General features: G+C 64.1%; 19 protein-coding genes and 1 pseudogene. 8 read left to right on the plus strand and 12 right to left on the minus strand.

Annotation, left to right across the window (positions count from 1 at the left end; genetic code table 11):
- Position 1: 1 nt before the first annotated feature.
- Together PDMSB3_RS33280 and PDMSB3_RS33285 are read right to left on the minus strand one after the other, a co-directional pair.
- Positions 2-1,610: pseudogene (locus PDMSB3_RS33280) on the minus strand (sugar ABC transporter ATP-binding protein).
- 71 nt (positions 1,611-1,681) lie between these two features.
- Entirely contained in the window at positions 1,682-2,647 is a 966-nt protein-coding gene (locus PDMSB3_RS33285; RefSeq protein ID WP_007178155.1) for a sugar ABC transporter substrate-binding protein, read from the minus strand.
- A gap of 122 nt (positions 2,648-2,769) precedes the next feature.
- Here PDMSB3_RS33285 and PDMSB3_RS33290 point away from each other — a divergent pair, with 122 nt between their 5' ends.
- Positions 2,770-3,714, plus strand: a complete 945-nt coding sequence (locus PDMSB3_RS33290) for a LysR family transcriptional regulator (RefSeq protein WP_232064382.1) — start codon at positions 2,770-2,772, stop codon at positions 3,712-3,714.
- 16 nt (positions 3,715-3,730) lie between these two features.
- Here the strand turns inward: PDMSB3_RS33290 and PDMSB3_RS33295 are convergent, their stop codons facing one another.
- Positions 3,731-4,684: a nitrilase-related carbon-nitrogen hydrolase gene (locus tag PDMSB3_RS33295; protein WP_007178157.1), complete on the minus strand. Its 954-nt coding sequence runs from the start codon at positions 4,682-4,684 to the stop codon at positions 3,731-3,733.
- 92 nt (positions 4,685-4,776) lie between these two features.
- On the opposite strand from PDMSB3_RS33295, the gene PDMSB3_RS33300 reads away from it, so the two are divergent.
- Complete coding sequence (locus tag PDMSB3_RS33300; RefSeq protein ID WP_165189171.1) at positions 4,777-5,688, plus strand: LysR family transcriptional regulator; 912 nt, start codon at positions 4,777-4,779, stop codon at positions 5,686-5,688.
- Positions 5,689-5,756: 68 nt separating this feature from the next.
- On the opposite strand, the gene PDMSB3_RS33305 is transcribed toward PDMSB3_RS33300, so the two are convergent.
- On the minus strand, positions 5,757-6,611 hold the full coding sequence (locus PDMSB3_RS33305) for a phytanoyl-CoA dioxygenase family protein (RefSeq protein ID WP_007178159.1): 855 nt from the start codon (positions 6,609-6,611) through the stop codon (positions 5,757-5,759).
- Positions 6,612-6,869: 258 nt separating this feature from the next.
- On the opposite strand from PDMSB3_RS33305, the gene PDMSB3_RS33310 reads away from it, so the two are divergent.
- From PDMSB3_RS33310 to PDMSB3_RS33320, 3 genes are all read left to right on the plus strand, one after another.
- Positions 6,870-7,694 (plus strand): isocitrate lyase/PEP mutase family protein, encoded by an 825-nt coding sequence (locus tag PDMSB3_RS33310; RefSeq protein ID WP_007178160.1) that lies wholly within the window; start codon positions 6,870-6,872, stop codon positions 7,692-7,694.
- Positions 7,695-7,869: 175 nt separating this feature from the next.
- Complete coding sequence (locus PDMSB3_RS33315; RefSeq protein ID WP_007178161.1) at positions 7,870-8,313, plus strand: hypothetical protein; 444 nt, start codon at positions 7,870-7,872, stop codon at positions 8,311-8,313.
- Between the two features lie 73 nt (positions 8,314-8,386).
- Positions 8,387-8,770, plus strand: a complete 384-nt coding sequence (locus PDMSB3_RS33320; RefSeq protein WP_165189174.1) for a hypothetical protein — start codon at positions 8,387-8,389, stop codon at positions 8,768-8,770.
- A gap of 4 nt (positions 8,771-8,774) precedes the next feature.
- Here PDMSB3_RS33320 and PDMSB3_RS33325 read toward each other — a convergent pair whose 3' ends face one another.
- The 4 genes from PDMSB3_RS33325 to PDMSB3_RS38255 all read right to left on the minus strand — a co-directional run bounded on the left by PDMSB3_RS33325 (position 8,775) and on the right by PDMSB3_RS38255 (position 15,723).
- Positions 8,775-10,229, minus strand: a complete 1,455-nt coding sequence (locus PDMSB3_RS33325) for an efflux transporter outer membrane subunit (RefSeq protein ID WP_007178163.1) — start codon at positions 10,227-10,229, stop codon at positions 8,775-8,777.
- Positions 10,226-13,393 (minus strand): efflux RND transporter permease subunit, encoded by a 3,168-nt coding sequence (locus PDMSB3_RS33330; protein WP_007178164.1) that lies wholly within the window; start codon positions 13,391-13,393, stop codon positions 10,226-10,228. Before PDMSB3_RS33330 ends, PDMSB3_RS33325 begins: the two co-directional genes overlap by 4 nt.
- 3 nt (positions 13,394-13,396) lie before the next feature.
- Entirely contained in the window at positions 13,397-14,980 is a 1,584-nt protein-coding gene (locus tag PDMSB3_RS38345; protein WP_327197052.1) for an efflux RND transporter periplasmic adaptor subunit, read from the minus strand.
- A 608-nt stretch (positions 14,981-15,588) separates the two neighbouring features.
- On the minus strand, positions 15,589-15,723 hold the full coding sequence (locus PDMSB3_RS38255) for a hypothetical protein (RefSeq protein WP_268738025.1): 135 nt from the start codon (positions 15,721-15,723) through the stop codon (positions 15,589-15,591).
- A gap of 107 nt (positions 15,724-15,830) precedes the next feature.
- Here PDMSB3_RS38255 and PDMSB3_RS33340 point away from each other — a divergent pair, with 107 nt between their 5' ends.
- Positions 15,831-16,994 (plus strand): patatin-like phospholipase family protein, encoded by a 1,164-nt coding sequence (locus PDMSB3_RS33340; protein WP_165189180.1) that lies wholly within the window; start codon positions 15,831-15,833, stop codon positions 16,992-16,994.
- 198 nt (positions 16,995-17,192) lie between these two features.
- On the opposite strand, the gene PDMSB3_RS33345 is transcribed toward PDMSB3_RS33340, so the two are convergent.
- Positions 17,193-18,332 carry an FUSC family protein gene (locus tag PDMSB3_RS33345; protein WP_035516781.1) on the minus strand — a complete coding sequence of 380 codons (1,140 nt, stop codon included), beginning with the start codon at positions 18,330-18,332 and terminating at the stop codon, positions 17,193-17,195.
- A 195-nt stretch (positions 18,333-18,527) separates the two neighbouring features.
- Here PDMSB3_RS33345 and msrA point away from each other — a divergent pair, with 195 nt between their 5' ends.
- A complete protein-coding gene (msrA, locus tag PDMSB3_RS33350; RefSeq protein ID WP_165189183.1) occupies positions 18,528-19,034 on the plus strand; it encodes a peptide-methionine (S)-S-oxide reductase MsrA in 507 nt (168 codons plus the stop codon).
- An 89-nt stretch (positions 19,035-19,123) separates the two neighbouring features.
- Here the strand turns inward: msrA and PDMSB3_RS33355 are convergent, their stop codons facing one another.
- The 3 genes from PDMSB3_RS33355 to PDMSB3_RS33365 form a co-directional block, all read right to left on the minus strand.
- The gene (locus tag PDMSB3_RS33355) at positions 19,124-19,528 is read right to left on the minus strand and encodes an ester cyclase (protein WP_011492674.1); all 405 of its coding nucleotides are present in this window, start codon (positions 19,526-19,528) and stop codon (positions 19,124-19,126) included.
- Between the two features lie 27 nt (positions 19,529-19,555).
- Entirely contained in the window at positions 19,556-20,728 is a 1,173-nt protein-coding gene (locus tag PDMSB3_RS33360; protein ID WP_165189186.1) for a glycosyltransferase family 9 protein, read from the minus strand.
- A gap of 183 nt (positions 20,729-20,911) precedes the next feature.
- A complete protein-coding gene (locus PDMSB3_RS33365; RefSeq protein WP_007178171.1) occupies positions 20,912-22,072 on the minus strand; it encodes an MFS transporter in 1,161 nt (386 codons plus the stop codon).
- A 191-nt stretch (positions 22,073-22,263) separates the two neighbouring features.
- On the opposite strand from PDMSB3_RS33365, the gene PDMSB3_RS33370 reads away from it, so the two are divergent.
- A complete protein-coding gene (locus PDMSB3_RS33370; RefSeq protein ID WP_035516784.1) occupies positions 22,264-22,695 on the plus strand; it encodes a PRC-barrel domain-containing protein in 432 nt (143 codons plus the stop codon).
- The last annotated feature ends 7 nt before the right edge of the window (positions 22,696-22,702 follow it).

Raw genomic sequence — 22,702 nt, forward strand, 5'->3', positions numbered from 1 at the left:
CTCAATACTCCACTAATTTGCTTTCGGCGGGCGCTTTGGCGTCGGGTTCGATCGGTTCGTGCAGCAGGTCATCGCGCTTCGCGTAACCCGCGAATGCTGCCGCCAGCAGCGCGTCCTGGGTCCAGTTGCCGCGCTCGAACAGGCCCGCCATCCGTCCCGCCGACATCACCCCGATCCGGTCGCAAATCGCCATCAATTCGCGCAGATCGCTCGATACGACCACGAGAGCACGGCCTTCGCGAGCCAGCGCGCCCATCAATGCATAGATATCGAACTTCGCACCGACGTCGATGCCGCGCGTCGGTTCATCGAACAGCAGCACTGTGCATCGCGTGCAAGCCACCGGCCGATCACCACTTTCTGCTGGTTGCCGCCCGACAGTTCCGACACCGGCTGTGCCGCCCCGCGCTGCGGATGCGCATGGCGTCGATCTGCTGACGTGCCAGCGCCGCCTCGCGACGCCCATCCACCACACCCTTGCTCGACACCGCGCGCAAGTGCCCCAGCGAAATGTTGGCGGCAATGGGCTGGGTCAGCAGAAGCCCCTCGCCTTTGCGATCTTCCGTGATCAGCGCGATACCGTGCTTCACGGCGTCCGACGGCGAGGCAATCGCCACCGGTTCAGGTGTGCCACCTTCACGCCCGAGCGAGACGCTGCCGGCGTCAGCGCGGTCCGCGCCGTAAATGAGCCGCATCAGTTCAGTGCGGCCGGCGCCGATCAGCCCGCTGATGCCGAAAATCTCGCCGGCCCTGACTTCGAAGGACACGTCGCGCACCACCGGCTCGCGCGTCATGCCGCTGACCTTGAACGCCACCTCGCCGATGCGCCGCTCGCCGAGGTCGATCCTGTCGCCGATATCGCGCCCTACCATCAGGGTCACGAGACGGTCGGTCGAGAGATTGGCCATCTCGTCGACGTGCACGAGCCGGCCGTCGCGCAACACGGCGGCGCGCCGCGCGATACGCTTCAATTCTTCCAGCCGGTGTGAGATGTACACCAGCGCCACACCGCGCGCCTTGAGCCGCTCGACCTGCTCGAACAGCAGATCGACTTCGCGGGCGGTCAGCATCGCGGTGGGCTCGTCGAGAATCAGTACGCGGCAGTCGCCGATCAGATTCCGCGCGATCTCGACCATCTGTTGATGCCCGATACCCAGCGTACCCACCAGCGTGTCGGGATCGATTGCGTCGAGACCGACCTGCGCCATGGCGTGCCGCGCGTTCTCGCGCAGCCTCGCGCGGTCGATCCAGCCGACCAGGTTGCGCGGCAAACGGTTCAGAAAGAGGTTCTCCGCCACCGAGAGAGTCGGCAGAAGGTTCAGTTCCTGCATGACCATGCGCACGCCGAGCGCCTCGGCGTCCTTGCGGCTGGCAGGCGCGTAGGCCGCGCCGCCCAGGTTCATCGAACCGGCAGTGGGCGTGACGAGACCGCCGACGATCTTGGACAGGGTGCTCTTGCCCGCGCCGTTTTCGCCGGTCAACGCCAGCACCTCGCCCGCGCGCAGTTCCAGCGATACGTCGGCGAGCACGGGCTCGGCATAGGTCTTGCCGATGCCGTGAACACACAGCACGGGCGGTGCGTCAGCAAGGGACGGAATGGGAGTGGACATCAGAATGATCAGGCTGGACGTAAATCAGGCGCGTGGCCCCTGGACGAAGCGGGCCACGCGTTGCACCAATCTCACTTGGTGACCAGATCGACCGGTGTTTCAACGACGCCGGACAATTCAGACTGCTTCTTGTGTTCGGAGAGCGCCTTCAAAGCCGTGTCGATGCCGAACACCGCCTGCTTCGCGGCATATTGATTCGCGGTGGCGAGCACGCGGCCGTCGGCGAGCATGGGCTTGATCGCGTTGATGTCGTCGTAGCCCACCACCTGCACCTTGCCCTGCTTGCCCGCCGCGCGTACCGCCGATACGGCGCCGATCGCCATGTTGTCGTTGCCGCACAGCAAGGCCTTGACGTCCGGGTTCGCGTTGAGGATCTGGCTGGCCACGGCATTGCCCTTGTCGATTTCCCACTCGCCCGATTGCAGCGCGACGACCTTCATGCCGCCCGACTGCATGGCCTGCCTGAAGCCGGCGGTGCGTTGCTGCGCGTTGGTCGTGGTCGTGACACCTTCGATAATGCCGACGTTGTCGCCCGACTTCAGGTGTTTGGCCAGGTAATCGCCGACCTTCTGAGCGCCCTTCGCGTTATCCGGCCCGACGAACGGGATATTCAGCGCTTTCGACTTGAGAACCTCGTCGTCCAGCTTGTTGTCGATATTGACCACGATGATGCCGGCATCGACCGCTTTCTTCAGAACCGGCACCAGTGCCTTGGAGTCGGCCGGCGCGATCACCAGAGCATCGACCTTCGAGACGATCATCTGCTCGACAATGCGGATCTGGTTCGCGGTGTCCGTCTCGTCCTTGATGCCGTTCGTCACCAGGTCGAATTTCGCCGGATTCTGCTTCTGATAATCCTTGGCGCCCGTTTCCATGGTCAGGAAAAATTCGTTCGCCAGCGACTTCATGACAAGCGCGACTTTCGGTTTATGGGCAGCCTGGGCGAATGCCGCGGGCATCGGCAAAATCGACACGGCGAGGAAGGCCGCGCCGGCTGCGATGGCGCGACGCCGCGCCGGTTGGAAATGGCGAATCATTGTTGTCTCCGTATCGCTCGTTCGGTCTACTGAGAGCCGTTGAGTCGTGTGATGGGCAGGAACGCCGCACTTGCCACGCCTCGCCGGATCTTGCGGGTCTTCTCGCGTGATGCCGGGCAGGTATGGCCAGATCCAATCCTATCCCCGCGAACTGCGTTATGCTATGCCAAATTTCAAAACCTATCGTTTCAAAAATGGAACACGTCGACTGGGACGACCTTCGGATTCTGGTGGCCATCGCCCGTGAGGGAACGATGCGATCGGCCGCGGCGGCGTGCGACCTGAGCGCGCCGACCCTGTCGCGCCGCCTTACCGAGCTGGAAAGACGGCTCGGCGAACCGCTGATCGACCGGGTGCCGTCGGGTTGCACCGTGACCGCGTTCGGCGCGCGGGTGCTGGCCTGGGCGGAGCAGATGGAAAACCTGGCTCACCAGATTGAACGCGCCGCGGACGTGAACGGCGGCTCGGCCGCGCACGGCACGGTGCGGATCAACGCCGTCGAATGGCCGTCGTACATTCTGCTGAAGCTGCTCGGCTCGTTTCAGGACAGGCTGCCCGGCCTCGCAATCGAAGTGCTGACTTCGCGCCGCCCCTACAGCCTTGCGCGGCGCGAGGCGGACATCGCCCTCTGGTCCGAGTGCCCGGAAGAGGGCGATCTGTATGTTCGGCGGATCGGGCGGATTCGCTTCGGGCTATTCGGCTCGCGCGATTATTATCTTCGCCACAGGGCGGCGATCATGAAGAAGGAATGGGACAAGCTTTCGTTCGTCGGCTATGACGACCGGCAGCCTGACCATCCGGCCACACAATGGCTGAAAGCGCTGCCGGGCGCTCCGGCGCCTTCGCTTCGCAGCAGCTATGGCATGGGCGTATTCGACGGCGTTCTGGGTGGCTCCGGGCTCGGTGTCCTTGCCCAGTTGGCTGGCGACACGACGAGCGACCTCGTCTGCGTGGAGAAACATATCAAGGCGCTGGATCAGGACGTGTGGATGGTGTTGCATCCGGCTCTGCGCGACAGCGAGCGAATCCGGACCGTCGCCAACCTCATCGCCGAGATTTTCCGTTAGCGTTGCTTGACGAACGCTACCGTATCGGCCGGTCGCGACTGACCTGCGCGAAACTGATCGCGATTCCGCCTCGGGACGAGACGCTGCGTGGCTCGAAATCCGTCGCACGATGGCCGAATCGGGTCAGCAAGCCATAGAGTTCCGGCCGGCGGGCCAGCAGCCATTGCCGCCCAGCACTTCCGTCGATCAGCCCCGTCTCCAGACAGGCGGAAACGAGTGCGTCTTGCGTACCGCGTTCGGCGAGCACGCGACCGCACGGATCGACGATCATCCCTGCCCCACCCGACCGTTCAAGGCCAGCGACTTCCAATCCTTCGCTGCAGACAACGAACATGCCGTTGTCGGCTGCTCGCGCCGGCAGCCAGCATCGCATCGATTGCTCCATCGAAACCGGCTGCGTCGGGCGGCCTCCGGTACGGTCCACGCCGTCGCTGCGATGCGGCGCGAGCAGCAGCGTCGCGCCCATCAGCGCCGTCATACGCATGTTCTCGACCAGACAATTGTCGCCGCCGATCAGGATGCCGACGCGAACGCCCCACGCCGTATCGAACACGGTGAACCGATCGCCGCTGCTGATCCGCCGATGCTCGAACGCATGCAGCTTGCGGTGGCAATGCCGCGCCCCGCCGGGCAGGCAAACGGCGTAGCTGTTGAACAGACGCCCGTCGGCCGCCCGCTCGATAAAGCCGACGCCGGCCGCCACGCCAAAGCGTTCGACTGCGTCGGCAACCGCGCTGACCGACGGTCCGTCGAGCGGTTCTGCAAGCGCATCGAGCTCGGCGCGATGAAGCTTCGTCACGCTTTCATAGCCGCCGATACAGGTCTCCGGAAATACCGCGAGGACGATTTCTTCCTGCGCGGCAAGCGCGAGGCAATCCGCAATGCGCGCAACGTTATGCGGCGCGTCGCCGGGACGTGAAACGAGCGGGACGGCTGCGACGCGAAGCGATGGAACAGCGGGGAGCGACATCTTCACGACCGGATGGATGGAACGACTCCATTGGACCGCCCGCCCTTCGATAAGTAAAATGAAAAATTCTATGCATTCAATCACTTCGTGGAATGGAACTGAAATTACTGCGCGCCTTTCTGACCGTCGCTGAACTCCGGCACTTTGGCCACGCCGCAGAAGCGCTCTACGTCAGCCAGCCCGCTCTGAGCAAGCAGATCGTGGCATTGGAAGCGAGCCTTGGCGCGCGCCTGTTCGAGCGCGGCCGGCACGGTGCGGAACTGACGGTCTTCGGCGAAACGTTTCTTGCCGACGCAGAGGCCCTGGTCCGCGACGCGGACAATATCCTCGCGCGTGCCCGCGAGGCGAGCAGCGGAACGCGCGGCTATCTGCGCGTCGGTCTTGGACTCTCGACCCTGAACGAGGTGCCGCAACTGATCGCCCAATTCCGCAAGCTCCATCCGAATGTCAGCGTCACCCTCAACGACCTTTCTTCGGCGGAGCAAACCCGGAGGCTTCTCACCGGCAAGCTCGACGTCGGCTTCCTGCGCTTGCCGGCCGACGCAGGCTTGTCCACGTTGCCGATACTCGACGAGGCACTGGCATTGGCGATACCGCAGCACGCGCGCTGGAAACGCGTTCCGTCGAATCTGAAGGAATTGAACGAGCCCGGCTTCATCGCGCTGTCACGCGGACGCGGCCCCGGACTGGCAGCGCAGATCGACCACTGGTGCGGTGACCATGGCTTCGTGCCCAATGTGATCCAGCAGGCCGACGACATCCAGTCGGTACTCGTCGGCGTGGCGGCAGGCGTCGGCGCGGCGTTTTTACCCTCGCGGGCGCAATACCTGTTGCGCGACGCAAGGGTGCTGCCGTTGCGCGACGCCGCCGGCCGGTGGCGAGTCGGACTGGCGTGGCATGCCACACGCGAGGATCCCGTAGTGGCCAATTTTGTCGCGTTCGTTCGCGCGGCGAAGAAGTCCCTGCGCGCGGATTCAGCTACCCACGCCGATCAAAATGCATAGACCTGCCTCCCCCCTGGATCGCCAACGCCGTGCGTTATCGCATGACGAACGCGTGCAGTCGGCCTGTCTCAACGCATCGCGTTCTTGCGGCCCTCGGCATTGGTCGCCACGGCAATCTCGTCGAGATTCTGCGGGTAAGGAAAATTGAGGCCGAGCAACTGACGCATCGTCGGGCTGGCCCGCTTGACGAAATCTTCGCCGACCATCGCGCGCAGGTCTTCCATCGGCTTCACGAATTTCGGCAGGTACTGGATCAACACGGCGCTGCGGTCCTGCGTGCTGCGATTGGGCATCGCGCAATGCCAGGTTGCGCCGAAAAACACAATGGCATCGCCGGGCTCGGCCGTCATGCGTTGGCAACGCTCGAAGAACCGGTCGCCTTCGGCCGGATAGCGCAATTCGTGCTGCGTGTGCGGCACGAAGGCCGTCGCGCCGGTCTCAGCGGTAAAGGGATCGAGCGGAATCGTCACCTGCGCGTTGAGCGGAAACGATGTATTGATGCCGAGTGGAAACGTATCCGGCATGTGGTAATCCCAGTACGGGTAATCGATGTGCGGTTCCTGGCCGGGCCCACCGGGCAGAATGCGGTTGGCCGCGATCGAGCCCATGATGAAGTCGTCGCCGAGAAAGCGCCGCATCGCGCCGACGATCGCCGGTTGCTCCGACATCTCGGAGAATACGTCGCCCTTGGCGAGCAGATTCCACACACGCCGCTGCAGATGAAGCCGCTGTTCCTCCGCGGCCTGTCCCTGGAAGTGCGTGACGGTTTGCGCGCGGTCCTCGGAATGGGCCATCACCACGCGCCGTGCTTCGGCAATCTGGCTTTCGCTGAACAGCCCGCGTATGCAAACCGCGCCGGGGCCACGCGTCAGTGCCTCGACCACCACGCCGGGTGTCGCGTCATGCGTTTCGATCCTCTCCACGACTGTCTCCTGTGAGCCGCGCCGCGTCGCGGCTGCGCTTCACGTCCAGCATAAAAGATGATCCGGCCCATTTGCAAGAATAATTGCCAAATAAATAATTTTGGAATTTATTTTCTATTTCGACAAGTGCCGGCATTGGCTTTCCGAACCCACGTATATCGCACACAACCGGTCGAATTTCACGGATGATAAGTCCACCAGCCTCGCTGTCATATAACAACACGGGCGCCTCACGCTCGTCCGTTTCAGGAGATACGCATGTTCCGCACCGTCGTCGAGAAACGCGCCGCCTTCAAGGCGTTGCACACCTCCGGCTGTTTCGTGCTGCCTAATCCGTGGGACGCCGGCAGCGCGCGCTATCTGCAGACACTCGGCTTCCAGGCGCTCGCCACGACCAGTTCCGGCTTTGCCTGGTCGACCGGACACGCCGACAACACATTGCCGCGCAATGTCATCCTCGCGCATTTGCGCGAGATCGTGGAAGCAATCGATCTGCCTGTCAACGCGGACTTCGAGAACGGCTTCGGGCGCGATCCGGCGGAAGTCGCCGAGAGCGTCGCGCTTGCCGTCGACACCGGCGTTGCCGGACTGTCGATCGAAGACTCCACCGGCAATCCCGCCGCGCCGCTTTTCCCTATCGAGGTCGCCGTTGAACGGATCAGCGCAGCGCGGCGCGCCATCGACGAAGCTGGTGGCGAGACGCTGCTGATCGGCCGGGCGGAGAACTTCTTCGCCGGCTCGCCCGATCTGGACGATACGATCGCGCGCCTCAAAGCCTATGCCGCGGCCGGCGCCGACTGCCTGTATGCGCCAGGCATTCAAACGCGCGAGCAGATCGAAGCCGTGGTCGCCGCCGTGGCGCCGAAGCCCGTCAACCTGCTGATCGGTTCAACCTCGGCACTCACGCTGCAGGACGTAGCCGCGCTCGGCGTGCGGCGCATCAGCGTGGGCGGGGCGCTGGCCCGTGCGGCATGGGGCGGGTTCATGCAGGCCGCGCAGTCGCTAGCTCAAGGTCGCTTCGACGGCTTTGCCGGCGCGGCGCCCGGCTCGCAACTCGATGAACTGTTCCGTAACCGCACGTAAGGCATACCGCCGAGGCTACCGGCGCGTCAAGCGGTGTGCCGGCCGGACATCGGCCCGAACCGTGACCTGCCGCAGCATAGTTCGCTGACGCACGTACGCTAACGGCGAGGACGTGAGAAACTGACGGCTAACGCGCGTCCAGCCTGTCGACGCCCACAATTCAGGCACGTTAGTCATGGCATCCGGTCCTCTCAAAGCAGTTGCTGCCCTACTCGCCTCGAGCGTCGGCCTCTACCCGGTGACGTCGCACGCGTATGCGCTAGACGCGCAATTCGACTGCCAGGCGCATCCTCATGAGTTCATCGGGCAACTCATCGACGACAAGTACATCGAAGCCAATCCCATGCGGATCGACACAAATTCGGTCAACGCGTTTCGGCCCGTGCGCGGCAGCGACATCACCGCGTTCGGCTTTCGCGTTTATGCCGTGCTCGGCTACGAACCGGACGACGAGATGTTCAAAAAAGGCCGCGGCCAGGCGCTCGCCGGTCCGCTGTACGGTGCCGTGCTATCCGCGCCGAGCGAGTCGGTCGAGAAGCGCGTGCGCGCGGCCGGTAGCACGGCCACGGTGCACATGGTCATTCCGCTGTTGCTGACGGCGGTGGTCTGCACGCGTTGACGCTGCGCGCCCCGGCGTCGCGGTGCTCTGCCTTTCGCTCCCCTTCGCTCATGCCGCCTGGAATTTCACGCCGATGCCTTCGTCAGTCCGCAACTCGCTCGCCTGGATCTTCGACGCGTTCGAGCGCGATTCGACCTACTTCAGCAGGCGGATGTTCGGATGCGACGCGGCCTATATCGACGGCCTCCTGTGCCTCGTTGCCGCCGATCGCGAGGCGCCCTGGAACGGCCTGCTCGTGTGCACATCGCACGAGCGCCACGCCACGCTCATCGCTGAAATGCCTGCTTTGCGGCCACATCCGGTGCTCGGCAAGTGGCTCTACGTACCGCAAGACGATCCGGTGTTCGAAACCGTCGCCGAGAAGCTGACGGCGCTCGTGCTGGCACGCGATCCGCGCGTGGGAGTCGAACCGAAGCCGCGCAATCGCGGCAGGAAATCCCCTCTGCCGAAGGCGTAGGGGATCACGGCAACGCCTGAGGTCCGGAAAACAGGATGTTCAACCCGGCCGCCGGCGCCTGCGAACCGGCGTCGACCGTCCAGCCATAACCGAGCGCCTTATATAGCGCGACGATCTGCGCGAGCTCCAGATCCTGCAACTGCGACTGCTGGAGTTGCGCGGCGAACAGACTGCGCTCGGCATCGAGCACTTCGAGGTAGCTGGTGTAGCCGCCCTCGTACAGATCCCGGGCGAGCGAAGCATATTGCGCAAGTGCCTCGACCTGGCGGTTGGTCGCCTGCAACTGGTCACGCACCCGCGCCACGCCGACCAGGGCGTTTTCCACGTCCGCAAACGCGGACTGGATGGTCTGCTCATAGCCGAACAGGGCTTCCTGCTGCTGCGCCTCGGCGATGCGCACCGACCCCGTGATCGCGCCACCGGTGAAGATCGGCTGCGCAATCGCGCCCGCGAACGACCAGACGCGCGCCGGCCCCGTCCACAAGCCGGAGAGTGCGGTGCTCGCCGCGCCGAACACGCCCGTCAGCGAAATGGTCGGGAAGTACTGCGCGCGCGCCGCGCCGATCGACGCGTTCGCGGAGACCAACGCCTGTTCGGCTTGCAGGATGTCCGGCCGGCGTTCGAGCAGCGACGACGGCAAGCCCGCCGGTATGGTGGGCGCGCTGAGCTGCGTCAGCGGTTTGCCGCGCGGAATCGGCCCCGGGTTATCGCCGAGCAGCAGCGACAGCGCGTTTTCCTGCTGGGCGATCTGCTGCTGGAATGCATACACCGAAGCCTGCGCCGACTCATATTCGGATTTCGCCTGGCTCACCTGGAGTTGCGATACGACGCCTCCGCCAAAGCGCTCCTGAAACAGCGCGAGCGCATCGGCGCGGCTCGCCAGCGTCGACTTTGCTATGTCGAGCCGCTGGTCGAGATCGCGCAGCAGCAGATACGACGTGGCCACACTCGCTATCAACGCAATGCGCGTTGCCTGCTGCACGGCCTGGGTGCCGAGATAATCGGCGCGCGCGGCTTCGGTCATGCGTCGCAAGCGGCCGAACAGATCGATTTCCCACGACGCCATGACATCCAGTTGCACCTGGTTGCCGACCGTCGGCGCAAAGCCCGGCGCGGGCACACCGCGACTGCGGCTGCCGGCGAAGTTCGCGCCGATCTGCGGGAATAGCCCGGCACGTGTCGTCATCAGGCGGCCATAGAATTCGTCGACGCGAGCGGCCGCAATCGCGAGATCCCTGTTCTGAACGAGCGCGCGCTCGATCAGGCTGTCGAGTACCGGATCGTCGAACTGGCTCCACCATTGAACCACGCCCTGATCGACCACCTCGGCGTCCGGCGACGCATAGCGGAACGACGACGGCGTGTCGACAGCAGGCCGCTGATAATTGGGGCCGACCGTGCAGCCGGCGAACCAGCAGGCACACATAGCGGGCAGAAGGCGAAAAAGCGGGCGTCTCATGTTCCGCCCTCCCGCGGCCCCGGCGACACCGGCGGTCCGGCATCCGGCGCAGGCGCCTTCCTGCTTCGCGACGACAGCGTCTCCAGCCCCCAGAAGAACATGGGAATGAAGAACAGGGCGATGACGGTCGCACCGAGCATGCCGAAAATCACGCCGGTGCCGAGCGAGCGGCGGCTCGCAGCCGATGCGCCGCTCGCGATCGCCAGCGGCACGCAGCCGAGAATGAACGCCAGCGAGGTCATGATGATCGGACGCAGCCGCAGCTTCGCGGCTTTGAGCGCGGCGTCGTAGGGGTTCAGCGATTCTTTCTCCCGCATCTCCACGGCGAATTCGAAGATCAGAATCGCGTTCTTGGCTGCCAGCGCGATCAGCACGGTCAGGCCGATCTGAAAGTACACGTCGTCTTCCATGCCGCGCAAAAGAATGCCGATGAGCGCGCCGAATAGTGCAAACGGCACCGCAAGCAGGACACCGATCGGCAGCGACCACTTTTCGTATTGCGCCGCAAGGATCAGGAACACCATCAGCAAGGCGAAACCGAACACGAGGATCGCGGTCGAGCCGGCCTGCTTTTCCTCATAAGCCTGACCGCTCCACGCATAGCCGTAGCCTTCGCCTAGCACTTCCTGCGCGATCTGCTCCATCGCGGCGATGGATTCGCCCGAACTGTGTCCCGGCGCGGAATCACCGGTGATCTTCGCGGCGGGAAAGTTATTGAAGCGCGTGACGATGTCCGCGCCCGGCACGAAGCGGAAAGTCGTGACCGCCTTGATCGGCACCATGTCGCCGCTGCGGTTGCGCACATAGAGTTGCTGGATGTCGTCCGGCTGCGTCCGGTATTGCGGCTCGGCCTGCACGATCACCTGGAAGAGCCGGCTGCTCTTGGGGAATTGGCTCACGTACGACGAGCCGAACATGGTCTGCAGCGCGGAGTAGATATCCTGCACCGGCACGCCGAGCGATTCCGCCCGCTCCCGGTCGACCTCGACGAGCAATTGCCGCGAATTCGTGTTAATGGTCGAGTTCACGCCGCGCAGCGCCGGGTTCTGACGCGCCTTCGCAATGAACGCGCGCACCTTTTCCTCCAGATTCTGATAGCTGCCGTCGCCGGTGCTCTGCAACCAGAACTCGAAACCGCCAGTCGTGCCGAGACCCGGAATGGACGGCGGATTCAGCGGGACCACCACGCCGTCCTTGTAGCCGGCAAACGCCTTATTGGCATCGCGGATCAGGTCTTGCGCAGTGCCGTTTTCGCCACGTTCGCTGAAGCCCTTGAGCGTGATGAATAGCGTGCCCGCATTCGACTTGTACTGCGAGTCGATCAGGCTGTAGCCGATCGGCGCGGCAACGGACTTCACGGCCGGCTGCTTCGCGAACCATTGTTCCGCGCGCTGCGAGAGCTCACCGGTACGGTCGAGGCTCGCGGCATCGGGCAGTACCACCGCGCCGAGCAGATAGCCCTGGTCCTCGGTGGGCAGGAAGGACGACGGAATGTGTTTGAATAGCCCCGCGGTCGCGGCCACCATCGCGACGATCAGCAGGATCGACAGCGCGACGCGCCGGATCGCGAGTTGCACGGCGCGCCCATAGCCTTGGGTCAGCCTGTCGAAACGATCGTTGAACCAGAGAAAGAAGCGGTTCTTCCTGTGCGTGCCGGGCTTGAGCAGAATCGCGGCAAGCGCGGGCGAAAGCGTCAGCGCAACGATGCCCGACAACACCACGGAAACGGCGATCGTCACCGCGAACTGTTTGTACAACTGCCCCGTAATGCCGGACAGAAACGCCACGGGAATAAACACTGCGAGCAGTACGAGCACGATCGCGATGACCGGTCCGGTCACCTCGTCCATTGCGTGCTTGGCCGCTTCTTTCGGCGGAAGACCGAACTCGGTCATGTTGCGCTCGACGTTCTCGATCACCACGATCGCATCGTCGACGACAATACCGATTGCCAGCACCATGCCGAACAGCGTCAGCATGTTGATCGAAAAACCGAACGCCAGCATGCCGATGAACGCGCCGAGAATCGACACGGGCACCGCGAGAATCGGCACGAGCGTCGCGCGAAAACTTTGCAGGAAAATGAACACGACCAGAATCACGAGAATGATCGCGTCGCGCAATGTGTGAACCACCTCGCCGATCGATTCCTGCACGAACTCCGTCGTATCCAGCGCCACTTCGTATTTGAGGCCGGGGGGAAAGGACTTGTGCAATTGCTCGAGCGTGGCGCGCACCTGTTTGGCGACCTGCAGCGCGTTGGCGCCGGGCTGCTGATACACGGCAATCAGCGTCGCGGTTTTGCCGTTGTAGCGCCCGCGCAGCGAGTAGTCTTTCGCGCCGAGTTCCGCGTGGCCGATGTCCTTGATACGCACGGTCGACGCATCGCCCGAACCCGCCCGCAGGATGATGTTGTCGAAATCGGCAGGCTCGGTCATCCGGCCTTTGGTCGCGACCGGAAACGTCTGCTGGACCGGCCCGCTGGTCGGCGACTGGCCGAGGCGGCCCGCGGAAAATTGCTGGTTCTGGTTACTGATTGCCTGTTGTACGTCGGCGACGGTGATGCCGAGCTTCGCCATGCGGTCAGGCTTGATCCAGATGCGCATGGCGTAGTCGGCCGAGCCGAATATCGACGCCTGGTTCGCGCCCGGAATACGCTTTAACGCATCGAGCACATAGACATTCGCGTAGTTCGCCACGTACGACTGGTCGAACCCGTTGTCCGGCGAGTAGATGGCGATCACCATCATGAATGCCGACGAACGCTTCTGCACCGAGACGCCCTGCGCCGTTACCGAATCGGGCAGCGTGGGCAGTGCCAGATTCACGCGATTCTGCACATCCACCTGCGCCAGCGACGGGTCCGTGCCGATGTTGAAGTACGCCGTCAACGTCATATTGCCGGTCGACGAGCTGGACGAGTTCATGTACATCATGTTGTCCGCGCCGTTCACCTGCTGTTCGAGCGGCGCCGCGACATTCTGCGCGACGACCTCCGCGCTCGCGCCCGGATAGGTCGCGCTTACGGTGATGGTCGGCGGCGCGATATCGGGAAACTGCGCGATCGGCAGGTTGAACATCGCGACGATGCCGGCCACCACGAGGATGATCGACAGCACCGACGCGAAGATCGGCCGGTCGATAAAAAAATGGGCGAACTTCATCGATCAGCCCCCCGTCGACGGCGCGAGGGTGACGTCGACACGGCGCGACCTGTCAGGCGCGTCGCTTGCCACGATGCGCGCGGGACGGCGCATGTCGATACGCGCGACGTCGACACCCGCGACGACCAGCGCTGAACGGACTGTCGCGGCGCGCGCGGCGGCGAGCTTGACGTTCGCTTCATAGGTGCCGCTGGAATCGGTGTAGCCGGAAATCACGGCGCGCGAACCAGGCGCGGCGAGCAAGCGCCGCGCGACGCCGGCGAGCGCTTCGGCGGACTGCGGATCGAGGCTCGCGCTACCAACGGCAAAGAACACCGCTGTCTGTCCGGAAGACGCGGCCGATTCACTGCGCGTCGTACCCGGCGCGCTGTTCGCCTGAACGCCCGCATTGCCTGAAGCGCCAGCGGAACCCGCTGCGGCAGCGCCGTTCACATTGCCCGATACGCTACTCGCGCCAGCCTGACCGCTTGCGCTTGCCGGGTTGCCACCGTTGTTGGCTTGTCCCGCGGCGCCGTTCGACAAACCGGCGATATTCACGCTCGCAGCCGGCAGCGGCACGACATGCGCATTGACCGGCGCGCCGGGCATCAGCCGCAATGCGTTGTCGATCACGACGCGATCGCCCACGCGCAGGCCGGATTTGACGACCCAGTCGTTGCCGTTCCACTCGCCCGCTTCGATCGCGCGTTGCTGGGCTTTGTTGTCCTTGTCGATGGTCCACACGTATTCGCCGCGCGGCCCCTGCATGACCGCGCCTTGCGGCACGGCGACCGCCGCGGCGCGTTCGGCGCCGAGCAGCTTGATCCGCACGAACTGTCCGGGCCGCAACGCGCCAGCAGGGTTGGCCACTGCCGCACGAATCAGATAGGTGCCGGTTTCGGAACTGAGCGACGCGTCCCTGAATGCAATGTGGCCACGTTGCGGATAGATGCTGCCGTCGGCAAGTACGATGACCGCTTCGAGATCGCCCACCTGCGGCAGCTTCAGCGTGCCGTTGGTGGTCTGCGCGCGCAACTGCAGCATCTCGTTCTCGGACAACGAGAAATTGATCCACATGGGATCGAGCTTCGCGACATAGGTCAGCAGGCTATTGGTCGAATCGATATACGAGCCGTCCTGCTTCTTCGCGAAGCTCGACAGCCCGGTGACAGGCGCCGTGATCGTCGTGTAGCCGAGATTCAGGTTCGCGCTCGTGACGTTCGCGCGTGCCTGTTCGAGCGCCGCGGCGGCAGCTTCCTGCTGGCCAATCGAATCGTCGAGGTCTTTCTGGCTCAGCGCGTTCTTCGCGACGAGCGGACGCACCCGGTTGAGATTCGCCTGCGCGGTATCGAGGCGGGCCTTCTGCTGGGCGAACTCTGCACGCGCGGCGTCCAGACTTGCTTCGAAAGGTTTGCGATCCATCACGAACATCACGTCGCCTTGATGGACCATCGAGCCTTCCTGATAGACGCGCTTCTCCAGGAAACCATTGACGCGCGCGCGTATCTCGACCTGCTGCGAGCTTTCTGTCTGGCCGACGTAGTCGAACACGACCGGCACATCGCGCAACGCAACGGCGACCACGTCGACATTGACTGGTGCTCGCACGGCTTCGGGCGCCTGCTTTTCATGGCACCCGGTGAGCATCGCGAAGGCTGTCAGTAAGAGGCAAGCGGCAAAGACGTGCGACCGTTCTGTCATCCTGATCTCCGTCGGCAAATCTCCGCGGCCGTATGGCGCGGGCGTCGAGACGCAATCGGACCGCTCCGGAGACTTTGAACTCCGGGGCCGTCTGTCAACACTATTGAAACTGCGCTGATGCGTCAGCTTCGCGTCCGCAACAGGCGTGCTCTCGACGGCAGGCTCGCCCGCCGATCAATCCGCTTGCGGTTCGGGCAAGGCGAAGAACGTGGAGAGTGGTGCCGTTAGCCGGTCACTCGCGGCGCGTGACCACGCGTTTTAACCAACCGCGTTAACTACACAAGCCTGAAGGAAGTGGGCGGCGACATGCTGCCTGATCGGCGTAATGCCAGTGACTGCGTGCGGATTTTCTCGCCAACCGATGCATACGTGCTCCTTGTTTTTCTAGCGGTATGTCAATTCGATGTCCAACGCCCTGCACTGAGGTCAGAAGGCAATGGCCGGTTGCCGCGGAACGTTTTCGTGTCTGTTCGCTCAGGAAGTCTAGCATCGCTAATCAAAAAAACAACACGCGATCAGAACAGCAGCATTAGCTGATTACCCGAATGCAAGGCTTCGAATAACAAGTCGTTATCAATGCGCTGATTAAGGAAGCGTTGACTAAATTCGCCATTGGCGGCGATAGTGTGGATCGCCACGTCCGGCGCCACGGATACCTCGCATGCCGTCGCCGCCGGACACGAACCGGCTCTACCGTTACGCCGGCCATACCGTGGCAAAATCGGCGGCACCGCAGTATTTGTCCCGGAGGCTTGTCATGGGCAACAAGACGCATGTCGAACGCCAGACCAACACAGCCGACGGGCCGGGTACCGCACCGGACATTCCCGGCCAGATCGTCCTGGTCTTCCAGGGAGGCGGCGCCCTCGGCGCTTATCAGGCGGGGGTATATCAGGCACTTCATGACGGTCAGGTCGAACCTCACTGGGTAATCGGCACGTCGATCGGCGCGATTAACGGCGCGATCATCGCCGGCAATCCGCCCGGGAACCGAATGGTGCGCCTGACGCAGTTCTGGAGTGGCGTGGCATGTCATGGCCTCGAGGCGGCGAACTGGTTGCCGGGACTCGCGACCTGGCTGCGCGACGTCGCCACGGTCACTCAAGGCGTACCGTCGTTCTTCACCCCGCAGTTGCAAAGCTGGGCGGGAATTCAGGCGCGGGTTCGCTCCGATCAGGCGGCGTTCTATTCGACAGGACCGCTGCGCGAAACCTTGTCCTCGCTAATCGATTTCGACTACCTGAATCAGAAGACCACGCGGCTAACGGTGGGCACAGTCAATGTCCGCAGTGGACGCATGCGGTACTTCACCAATCGCGACGCGCCGCTGGACGTCGAGCATGTAATGGCCTCCGCCGCTTTTCCGCCCGGCTTCCCGGCGGTGCGACTGGAAGGCGAATCGTACTGGGACGGTGGCATCTATTCGAACACGCCGCTCGAAGCCGTACTCGACGACCGGCCGCGGCGCGACTCGGTGATTTTTTCGGTGCAGTTGTGGCCCTCCAGCGGTCCGGAGCCCGAATCGATCCTGCAGGTGATGAGCCGGCAACGCGACATTCAGTATTCGAGCCGCGCGGAAAGCCATCTCGATCGACAGAAGCAGATTCACCGCCTTCGTCACGTGATTCGCGAGCTCGGCCAGCATCTGCCCGAAGAACAACGCAATGCGCCGGCGGTGCGGGAACTCCTCGACTGGGGTTGCGGCACGACGATGCAAGTGCTGGAACTCGACGCACCGGCATTCGATAACGACGACCTGAACCGCGATATCGATTTTTCGTCGGCGGGCATCGAGCGGCGCTGGCGCGCCGGTTATGAGGACACGGCCCGCTTGCTGAAGCTCGCGCCCTGGCGCGAAACACTGGACCCGATGGAGGGCATCTCGGTCTTCAGGATGGCATCGGCGGAAAGCCGGAAGTAGACAGCGTTAGCGCCGCACATAACGCGGCCGGCCCTCGCTGAAATCCATTTGTACCTAGCACGCAAGACTGTTCGTCCATAGCAGCGACCGGACAGCAGGGCGCGCCCGCCGGCGTGCTGCGAACCGGCATGCCGACGCCATATGGCCACTACCGGCTGGGGTCGTAAGCATGCGGGTGTTCGCTCGATGGTCCCGGTATCAGGATCGCAGCGGAAAGATGAACTTCGCCGCGAGCAGTCCAAATGCCCCGCCGAGGAGCGTCTCCCAGGCGCGCGCGCCAAGAAGCGAAATGGAGTGCACGCCGCCGATCGCCAACGTCACGATCAACGTAAAGGCAAACGCCGCGCAGGCGATGTCGTAGCGATTGGGCAATGCCATCGCGTAGACGATCATCGCCACTGCCGCAGCGGCCCAGGCGAGCAACGGCGCGTGCTCGACTAGCGGCAGGCAGACGAGCCCCAGCGGCACACCGATCAAGGTGCCGATAATGCGCCGGCGCACCCGTTCCGCCGTGCCGCTCGCCGAGCCCGCAACCACGTACGTGCACGCCGTGATCGCCCAGGCAGACTCCTTGAGCCCGATCGCCTCGTTCAAGGCGACCACGGCCAGCGAGCCGCTCGCCGCCTGTAAGCCCATGATGAGTTCAGCCGGGAGTTTCCAGCGACCCGGCACATCGACGGGTGCAAGCATCGTCGTGGCCGGACGTTCCGCTGGGCCGCTGAGCAGGCGCGGAACAATCGACGCGAGCATGGCGATCAATCCCGCGACCGCAACCGCCGGCAGATCGACCCGCGTCAGCTGCGCACCGTAGGCCAGCAACTGGCCAATGTATATCTGGGACCCGGCTCCCGCGCCCAGAATGCCGAAGCGCTTGAGGTAGCCGACGAGAAAGGCTCCCGTCACGAGCGTCAGTTCGGGAGCCGCCTTGCCGATGGTCTGCAGGAGCGGGGCGAATCCGATGAACATGGCCGCGCCGAACGCAGCGGCGGCACATAAGAGAGCGAGGTCGCGGCTCGATTCGGCTCGCGAGACGCGCGCTTCCGAGACACTGGCCCACAGTGCGAAGCTGCTGGCCAGCGAACCGACCAGTGTGGCGCCGGGCAGACCGTGCGTAATGTCCTGCAAAGCCCCGAGCGCGGCGGCGATACCGTAAGCGGTGACGAGCCGCAGACCCTTGATCCGGCGATGCGTGCCGGGGTCGATCCGTTCGAGCCACGCCGTCACCGATCTGGAGACGCCGCGCTCGCCCTCGCCGTTCGGTTCACCTCGAATGCCAGCGCCCGGCGCGCGATCGTGCGCGTCGGTGCCGGCCTCCCTGTCGTCGTCATCGAGGATCATCTTTCGCTTCTCGGCGTTGTGCGCGTCGCATCGGGGTACCTCGTAGTCTAGGCGAAAGGAATGGCGCGGACCGGTGTGGCCGCCGCTACGCGACCCGGCCAGGCCGATCTCTGGCATGCTTGTGGAATCACCTCCGACAAACGGCGAACCGACCACCAGCGAGTGGCGCGGCGCCACTGACGAAAAGGATCGAAAATGACGACGCAAACCGAAACCGCCCTCCTGGCCGGCGGCTGCTTCTGGGGTATGCAAGACCTGCTGCGGCGCTATCCCGGCGTGCTGTCCACGCGCGTGGGCTACACCGGCGGCGACGTGCCCAACGCCACTTACCGCAACCACGGCACCCACGCGGAGGCGCTCGAGGTCGTGTTCGACCCGCGCCAGATCAGCTATCGCCAGATCCTGGAGTTTTTCTTCCAGATCCACGACCCGACCACGAAGAACCGCCAGGGCAACGACGTGGGAACGAGCTACCGCTCCGCAATTTTCTATCTCGACGACGACCAGAAGCGCGTGGCCGAGAACACCGTCGCCGACGTCGAAGCATCCGATCTGTGGCCCGGCAAGGTCGTCACCGAGATCGCTCCCGCGGGTCCGTTCTGGGAAGCCGAGCCGGAACATCAGGACTATCTGGAACGCATTCCCAACGGATACACGTGCCACTTCGTCCGGCCCGACTGGAAGCTGCCGAAGCGCGGCTGAAGATGAAACCACACGCTACGGCCGGGCACGGCCGTGGCGCAAAGGCAGAAGTCCACAGAGACGATGTCAACCGCTCGATATTCCACGGCTCAAGCCGTGCCATTGGAATCGAGCTGTGCTTCGATGGCCGCCTTATCGATCACCGACCAGACCTGCTGGATCTTGCCGTCCCGGAATTGATAGAACACATTCTCCGTGAACGAGACCCGCTTCCCGTTGACCGGGAGGCCAAGAAACGTCCCCTTTGGCGTACAGGCGAAGCCGAGCCGGCTACCTATATGAGGCGGATCGGACATCAACAATTGAATGTTGAAATGAAGGTCCGGAATTTCACGAAAGTCCCTCTCCAGCATCTCGCGATACCCGGAGAGGCCGATGCGCCGACCGTTGTAGTGCACGTCGTCGTCGACGAACCGTCCCAGATCGGCCCAGTCCTGTTTATTCAGGCAGGCAATGTAGCTGCGATAGAGGTTGGCGAGTTCGATCGTGTTCACGGCAATTGCCCATGAGGTGAAGCGGCGTCAGGCGGCCGCGTCGACCGGCGCCCGCTGCATGCCGACGGCCTCCAGAACCGCTTGTACGACCCGCTCGACGCTCGGCCAGTTCCCCGCGTGTTCGCCCGCGACATACTGCTCGGGCGACACGCTGCGATACGGCGGCGGATAGCCCCATATGGCATCGTGCCTGTCCGGTTTCGTCACGCTCCCGCCGATCACCGCGACAGTCGGCCGCCGAAACGCGGCCGCGACGTGCATCAGCATCGACGAATTCGTCAGCACGACGCCGGCCTGTTCGGTGAGAGCAAACGTGATGCGCATCGGCACCTCGCCCGCTACCGAGCGGACCGGCACGCCCGTGCCCGCCGAGGCGATCGCCTCGGCGGCGCGCGCGCGATCCGCCGCGCTGCCGGCGATCACGAAATCGCCGGCGTCACCGGCTTTGTCGAGCGTCTGCGCGATCTGCGCGAGCGCCGCGCCGACCTGGCGAGCGTCCCAGGCCTTGCTCGGAACACCGGCCCCGACACCGACGATCAGCCGCACCGTGCGACGGCCGGGCGCGTCACCCGCATTCCAGATTTGCGCGGCCGCGGCGCGCTCGTCGTCGGTCAGGAACAGTTGGGGCCGTGCTTCCGGCAGCGCGGTCGCGCCGAGCAGTTCGCCCTGCGCGAGCGCGGCGCGTCCGCATTGCCGCGCGGCGAATTCGATATGCGCCTGGCACGCACTCCAGCCGCCGCGATAACCACGCACGCCGACGCGATAACGCACGCCTGTGCGCATCATCAGCAGCGCGCCCATGTAGCTGCCGAGCACGTCGATACCGACGTCGAAGCCACCGCGCGCGCGCAGTGCGGCGACCTGCGGAGACTTCCACAGAAAACGCAGCACGTTGCCGTGCGAGCGGTCCTCGACCAGTTTGTTGTTCCAGGGCGCGTCGATTTCCACGATCTCGTCGACAAAGGGATTGTTCTCGAGAACCGGACGCCCCCAACTACCCACGCCCGCAATCAGGCGGGTCGTTGGAAAGCGCCTGCGCAGCGCTTCGAAGAGCGGTGTGGTGGTGAGCAGTTCACCGAAATCGTTCGGGCGCAGCACGAGAATCTCGCGCGGCGTGTCGCGATGCGGGTCGAACCGTGGGCGATGGAACCGGCCAATCATCCAGACCGGCGTTTCGATCAGCAGGCTTTTCCAACCCATTGCTTCTCCCAAGCGGCAGAGGGTTATCGCCACCGCTGCGCTTTGGCGCGCGCCGGCAGGCGGCCCGGGCGCGCACGGCGCCGTCGCGCCACGGGCGCCGCCCGGCTCTCGCTCCGATTGTGCATGGTTGCCGCAGCGCATTCTGTGGCCGGCCGAACAGAGCTGCGGACTGAAGCATCGCCTTCAGCAGCTCTCGACCGCCTGACGATCGGCGCGGCCGGCGAATACCAGCATCAGGCCGGCCCCGGCCAGCACCGCGCCGGCAATCGGCACGGCCGTGTAGCCCAGGCCCGCCGAGATCACCGCGCCGCCGGCAGCGGCGCCCAGCGCATTGCCGAGATTGAACGCGCCCACATTGACCGACGAAGCGAGTCCAGGCGCATCCGCCGCCGCGTGCATCACGCGAATCTGTACCGGCGGCACGATCGCAAAAGTGGCCGCGCCCCACACGAGCATACCGATCAACGCCCCCACGTGACTGGTGAGAACGAACGGCAACGCCGCCATGATGAGCGCCAGCGCGCCGAGAAACAGCTTGGTGCTGCCGTCGAGCGACCAGTCGGCGAGCCGTCCGCCCAGGCCGTTGCCGATCGTGAAGCCAATGCCGATCAGCACCAGCGCAATCGTGACGAAGCCCGCGGAAGCGCCCGTCATATTTTCGAGCACCGGCGCCACATAGGTGTAAAGCGTGAACATCGCGCCGGCGCCCATGACGGTGGTGGCCATCGCCATCAGCACTTCAGGCCGCGCCAGCACCCGCAACTCGCGGCGAATATCCGGCATCTTGCCCGCGTCGCCTCGCGGCAGCGCGACCGCCAGGGCGGCAATGGCCAGCACGCCGAGCCCCGCAGTGCCGGCGAACGCCATGCGCCAGCCGATCTGCTGACCGATCCAGGTCGCGGCCGGCACGCCGCCAATGTTGGCGATCGTCAGGCCCATGAACATGGTGGCGACCGCGCTCGCGCGCTTCTCGCGCGGCACCAGATTCGCCGCGACCACTGAGCCGATGCCGAAGAACGCGCCGTGGTTCAGGCTCGTGACAAGGCGTGCGGCGAGCAGTGTCCAGTAGCCGGGCGCCACGGCCGAGAGCAGATTGCCGAGGACGAAGATCGACATGAGCGCGATCAATGCCTTTTTCGCGCGCAGCCTGCCGAAGGCGAGCGTCATCAACGGCGCGCCCAGCATGACGCCGAGTGCGTAGGCGCTGATCAGCAGGCCGGCCGCGGGAATCGACACACCCACGCCGTTCGCGATTACGGGCAACAGGCCCATTGGCGCGAATTCGGTGGTGCCGATGCCAAATGCGCCGACCGCCAGAGCCAGCAGTGCCCAGGTTGATTTCATGCCTTTTCTCCGTCCGGATATCGCAAACGATGGATTGTGGGGTAGCGGGCGCCCGACAAACAGCCCTCCCGCGGCAATTGAATATTGACCGCGAGGCACGAATGCCGCCGCCGGACGGAGCCGGGCACGTCGCGTGCTTCCTCGTACTCTGGTACGAAGCTAACTGTTCGACAGACAACCAGGAGCCGAAAATGAAAGCAAGAACACTGATCTGCGCGACCGCTCTCGCCGTGATCTGCGCCTCACAAGGCGCCTATGCGCAGATTGCCGGACTGCAACCGCTCGGCGGCACGGTCGAGCAAACCAATGCGCTGCTGAAGGGCTGGAGCGTGCGACGCGCTCTCGTGGACGAGCCTGTCTACAACGATCTGAACGACAAGATCGGCAGCATCTATGACGTGATCATTGCGCCGGACCGCAAGGCAACGTATGCCGTCGTATCGGTAGGCGGCTTTCTCGGCATGGGCAAACACTATGTGGCGATTCCGGTCGATCACTTCCAGATCCGCGACGGCAATCTGTTCCTCGCCGGCGCAACGAAAGATGCGCTGAAGTCGGTGCCGGAATTCGAGTACAACAAGCTCGAAAAAGCGACCAGGCCGCGTAAGATCAAAGCAGATTAACCGGACG

The sequence above is a fragment of the Paraburkholderia dioscoreae genome, assembly GCF_902459535.1.
In the GTDB taxonomy this organism is placed as follows: domain Bacteria; phylum Pseudomonadota; class Gammaproteobacteria; order Burkholderiales; family Burkholderiaceae; genus Paraburkholderia; species Paraburkholderia dioscoreae.

Bases quoted from the DNA above. Each gene is read 5' to 3' on its own strand.
- PDMSB3_RS33290 (WP_232064382.1), top strand. From the start codon at position 2,770: ATGGCCAGATCCAATCCTATCCCCGCGAACTGCGTTATGCTATGCCAA.
- PDMSB3_RS33370 (WP_035516784.1), top strand. From the start codon at position 22,264: ATGAAAGCAAGAACACTGATCTGCGCGACCGCTCTCGCCGTGATCTGC.
- PDMSB3_RS33330 (WP_007178164.1), bottom strand. From the start codon at position 13,393: ATGAAGTTCGCCCATTTTTTTATCGACCGGCCGATCTTCGCGTCGGTG.
- PDMSB3_RS33285 (WP_007178155.1), bottom strand. From the start codon at position 2,647: ATGATTCGCCATTTCCAACCGGCGCGGCGTCGCGCCATCGCAGCCGGC.
- PDMSB3_RS33310 (WP_007178160.1), top strand. From the start codon at position 6,870: ATGTTCCGCACCGTCGTCGAGAAACGCGCCGCCTTCAAGGCGTTGCAC.
- PDMSB3_RS33365 (WP_007178171.1), bottom strand. From the start codon at position 22,072: ATGAAATCAACCTGGGCACTGCTGGCTCTGGCGGTCGGCGCATTTGGC.
- PDMSB3_RS33300 (WP_165189171.1), top strand. From the start codon at position 4,777: ATGGAACTGAAATTACTGCGCGCCTTTCTGACCGTCGCTGAACTCCGG.
- PDMSB3_RS33340 (WP_165189180.1), top strand. From the start codon at position 15,831: ATGGGCAACAAGACGCATGTCGAACGCCAGACCAACACAGCCGACGGG.
- PDMSB3_RS33325 (WP_007178163.1), bottom strand. From the start codon at position 10,229: ATGAGACGCCCGCTTTTTCGCCTTCTGCCCGCTATGTGTGCCTGCTGG.
- PDMSB3_RS33360 (WP_165189186.1), bottom strand. From the start codon at position 20,728: ATGGGTTGGAAAAGCCTGCTGATCGAAACGCCGGTCTGGATGATTGGC.
- msrA (WP_165189183.1), top strand. From the start codon at position 18,528: ATGACGACGCAAACCGAAACCGCCCTCCTGGCCGGCGGCTGCTTCTGG.
- PDMSB3_RS33345 (WP_035516781.1), bottom strand. From the start codon at position 18,332: ATGATCCTCGATGACGACGACAGGGAGGCCGGCACCGACGCGCACGAT.
- PDMSB3_RS33320 (WP_165189174.1), top strand. From the start codon at position 8,387: ATGCCTTCGTCAGTCCGCAACTCGCTCGCCTGGATCTTCGACGCGTTC.
- PDMSB3_RS33295 (WP_007178157.1), bottom strand. From the start codon at position 4,684: ATGTCGCTCCCCGCTGTTCCATCGCTTCGCGTCGCAGCCGTCCCGCTC.
- PDMSB3_RS33315 (WP_007178161.1), top strand. From the start codon at position 7,870: ATGGCATCCGGTCCTCTCAAAGCAGTTGCTGCCCTACTCGCCTCGAGC.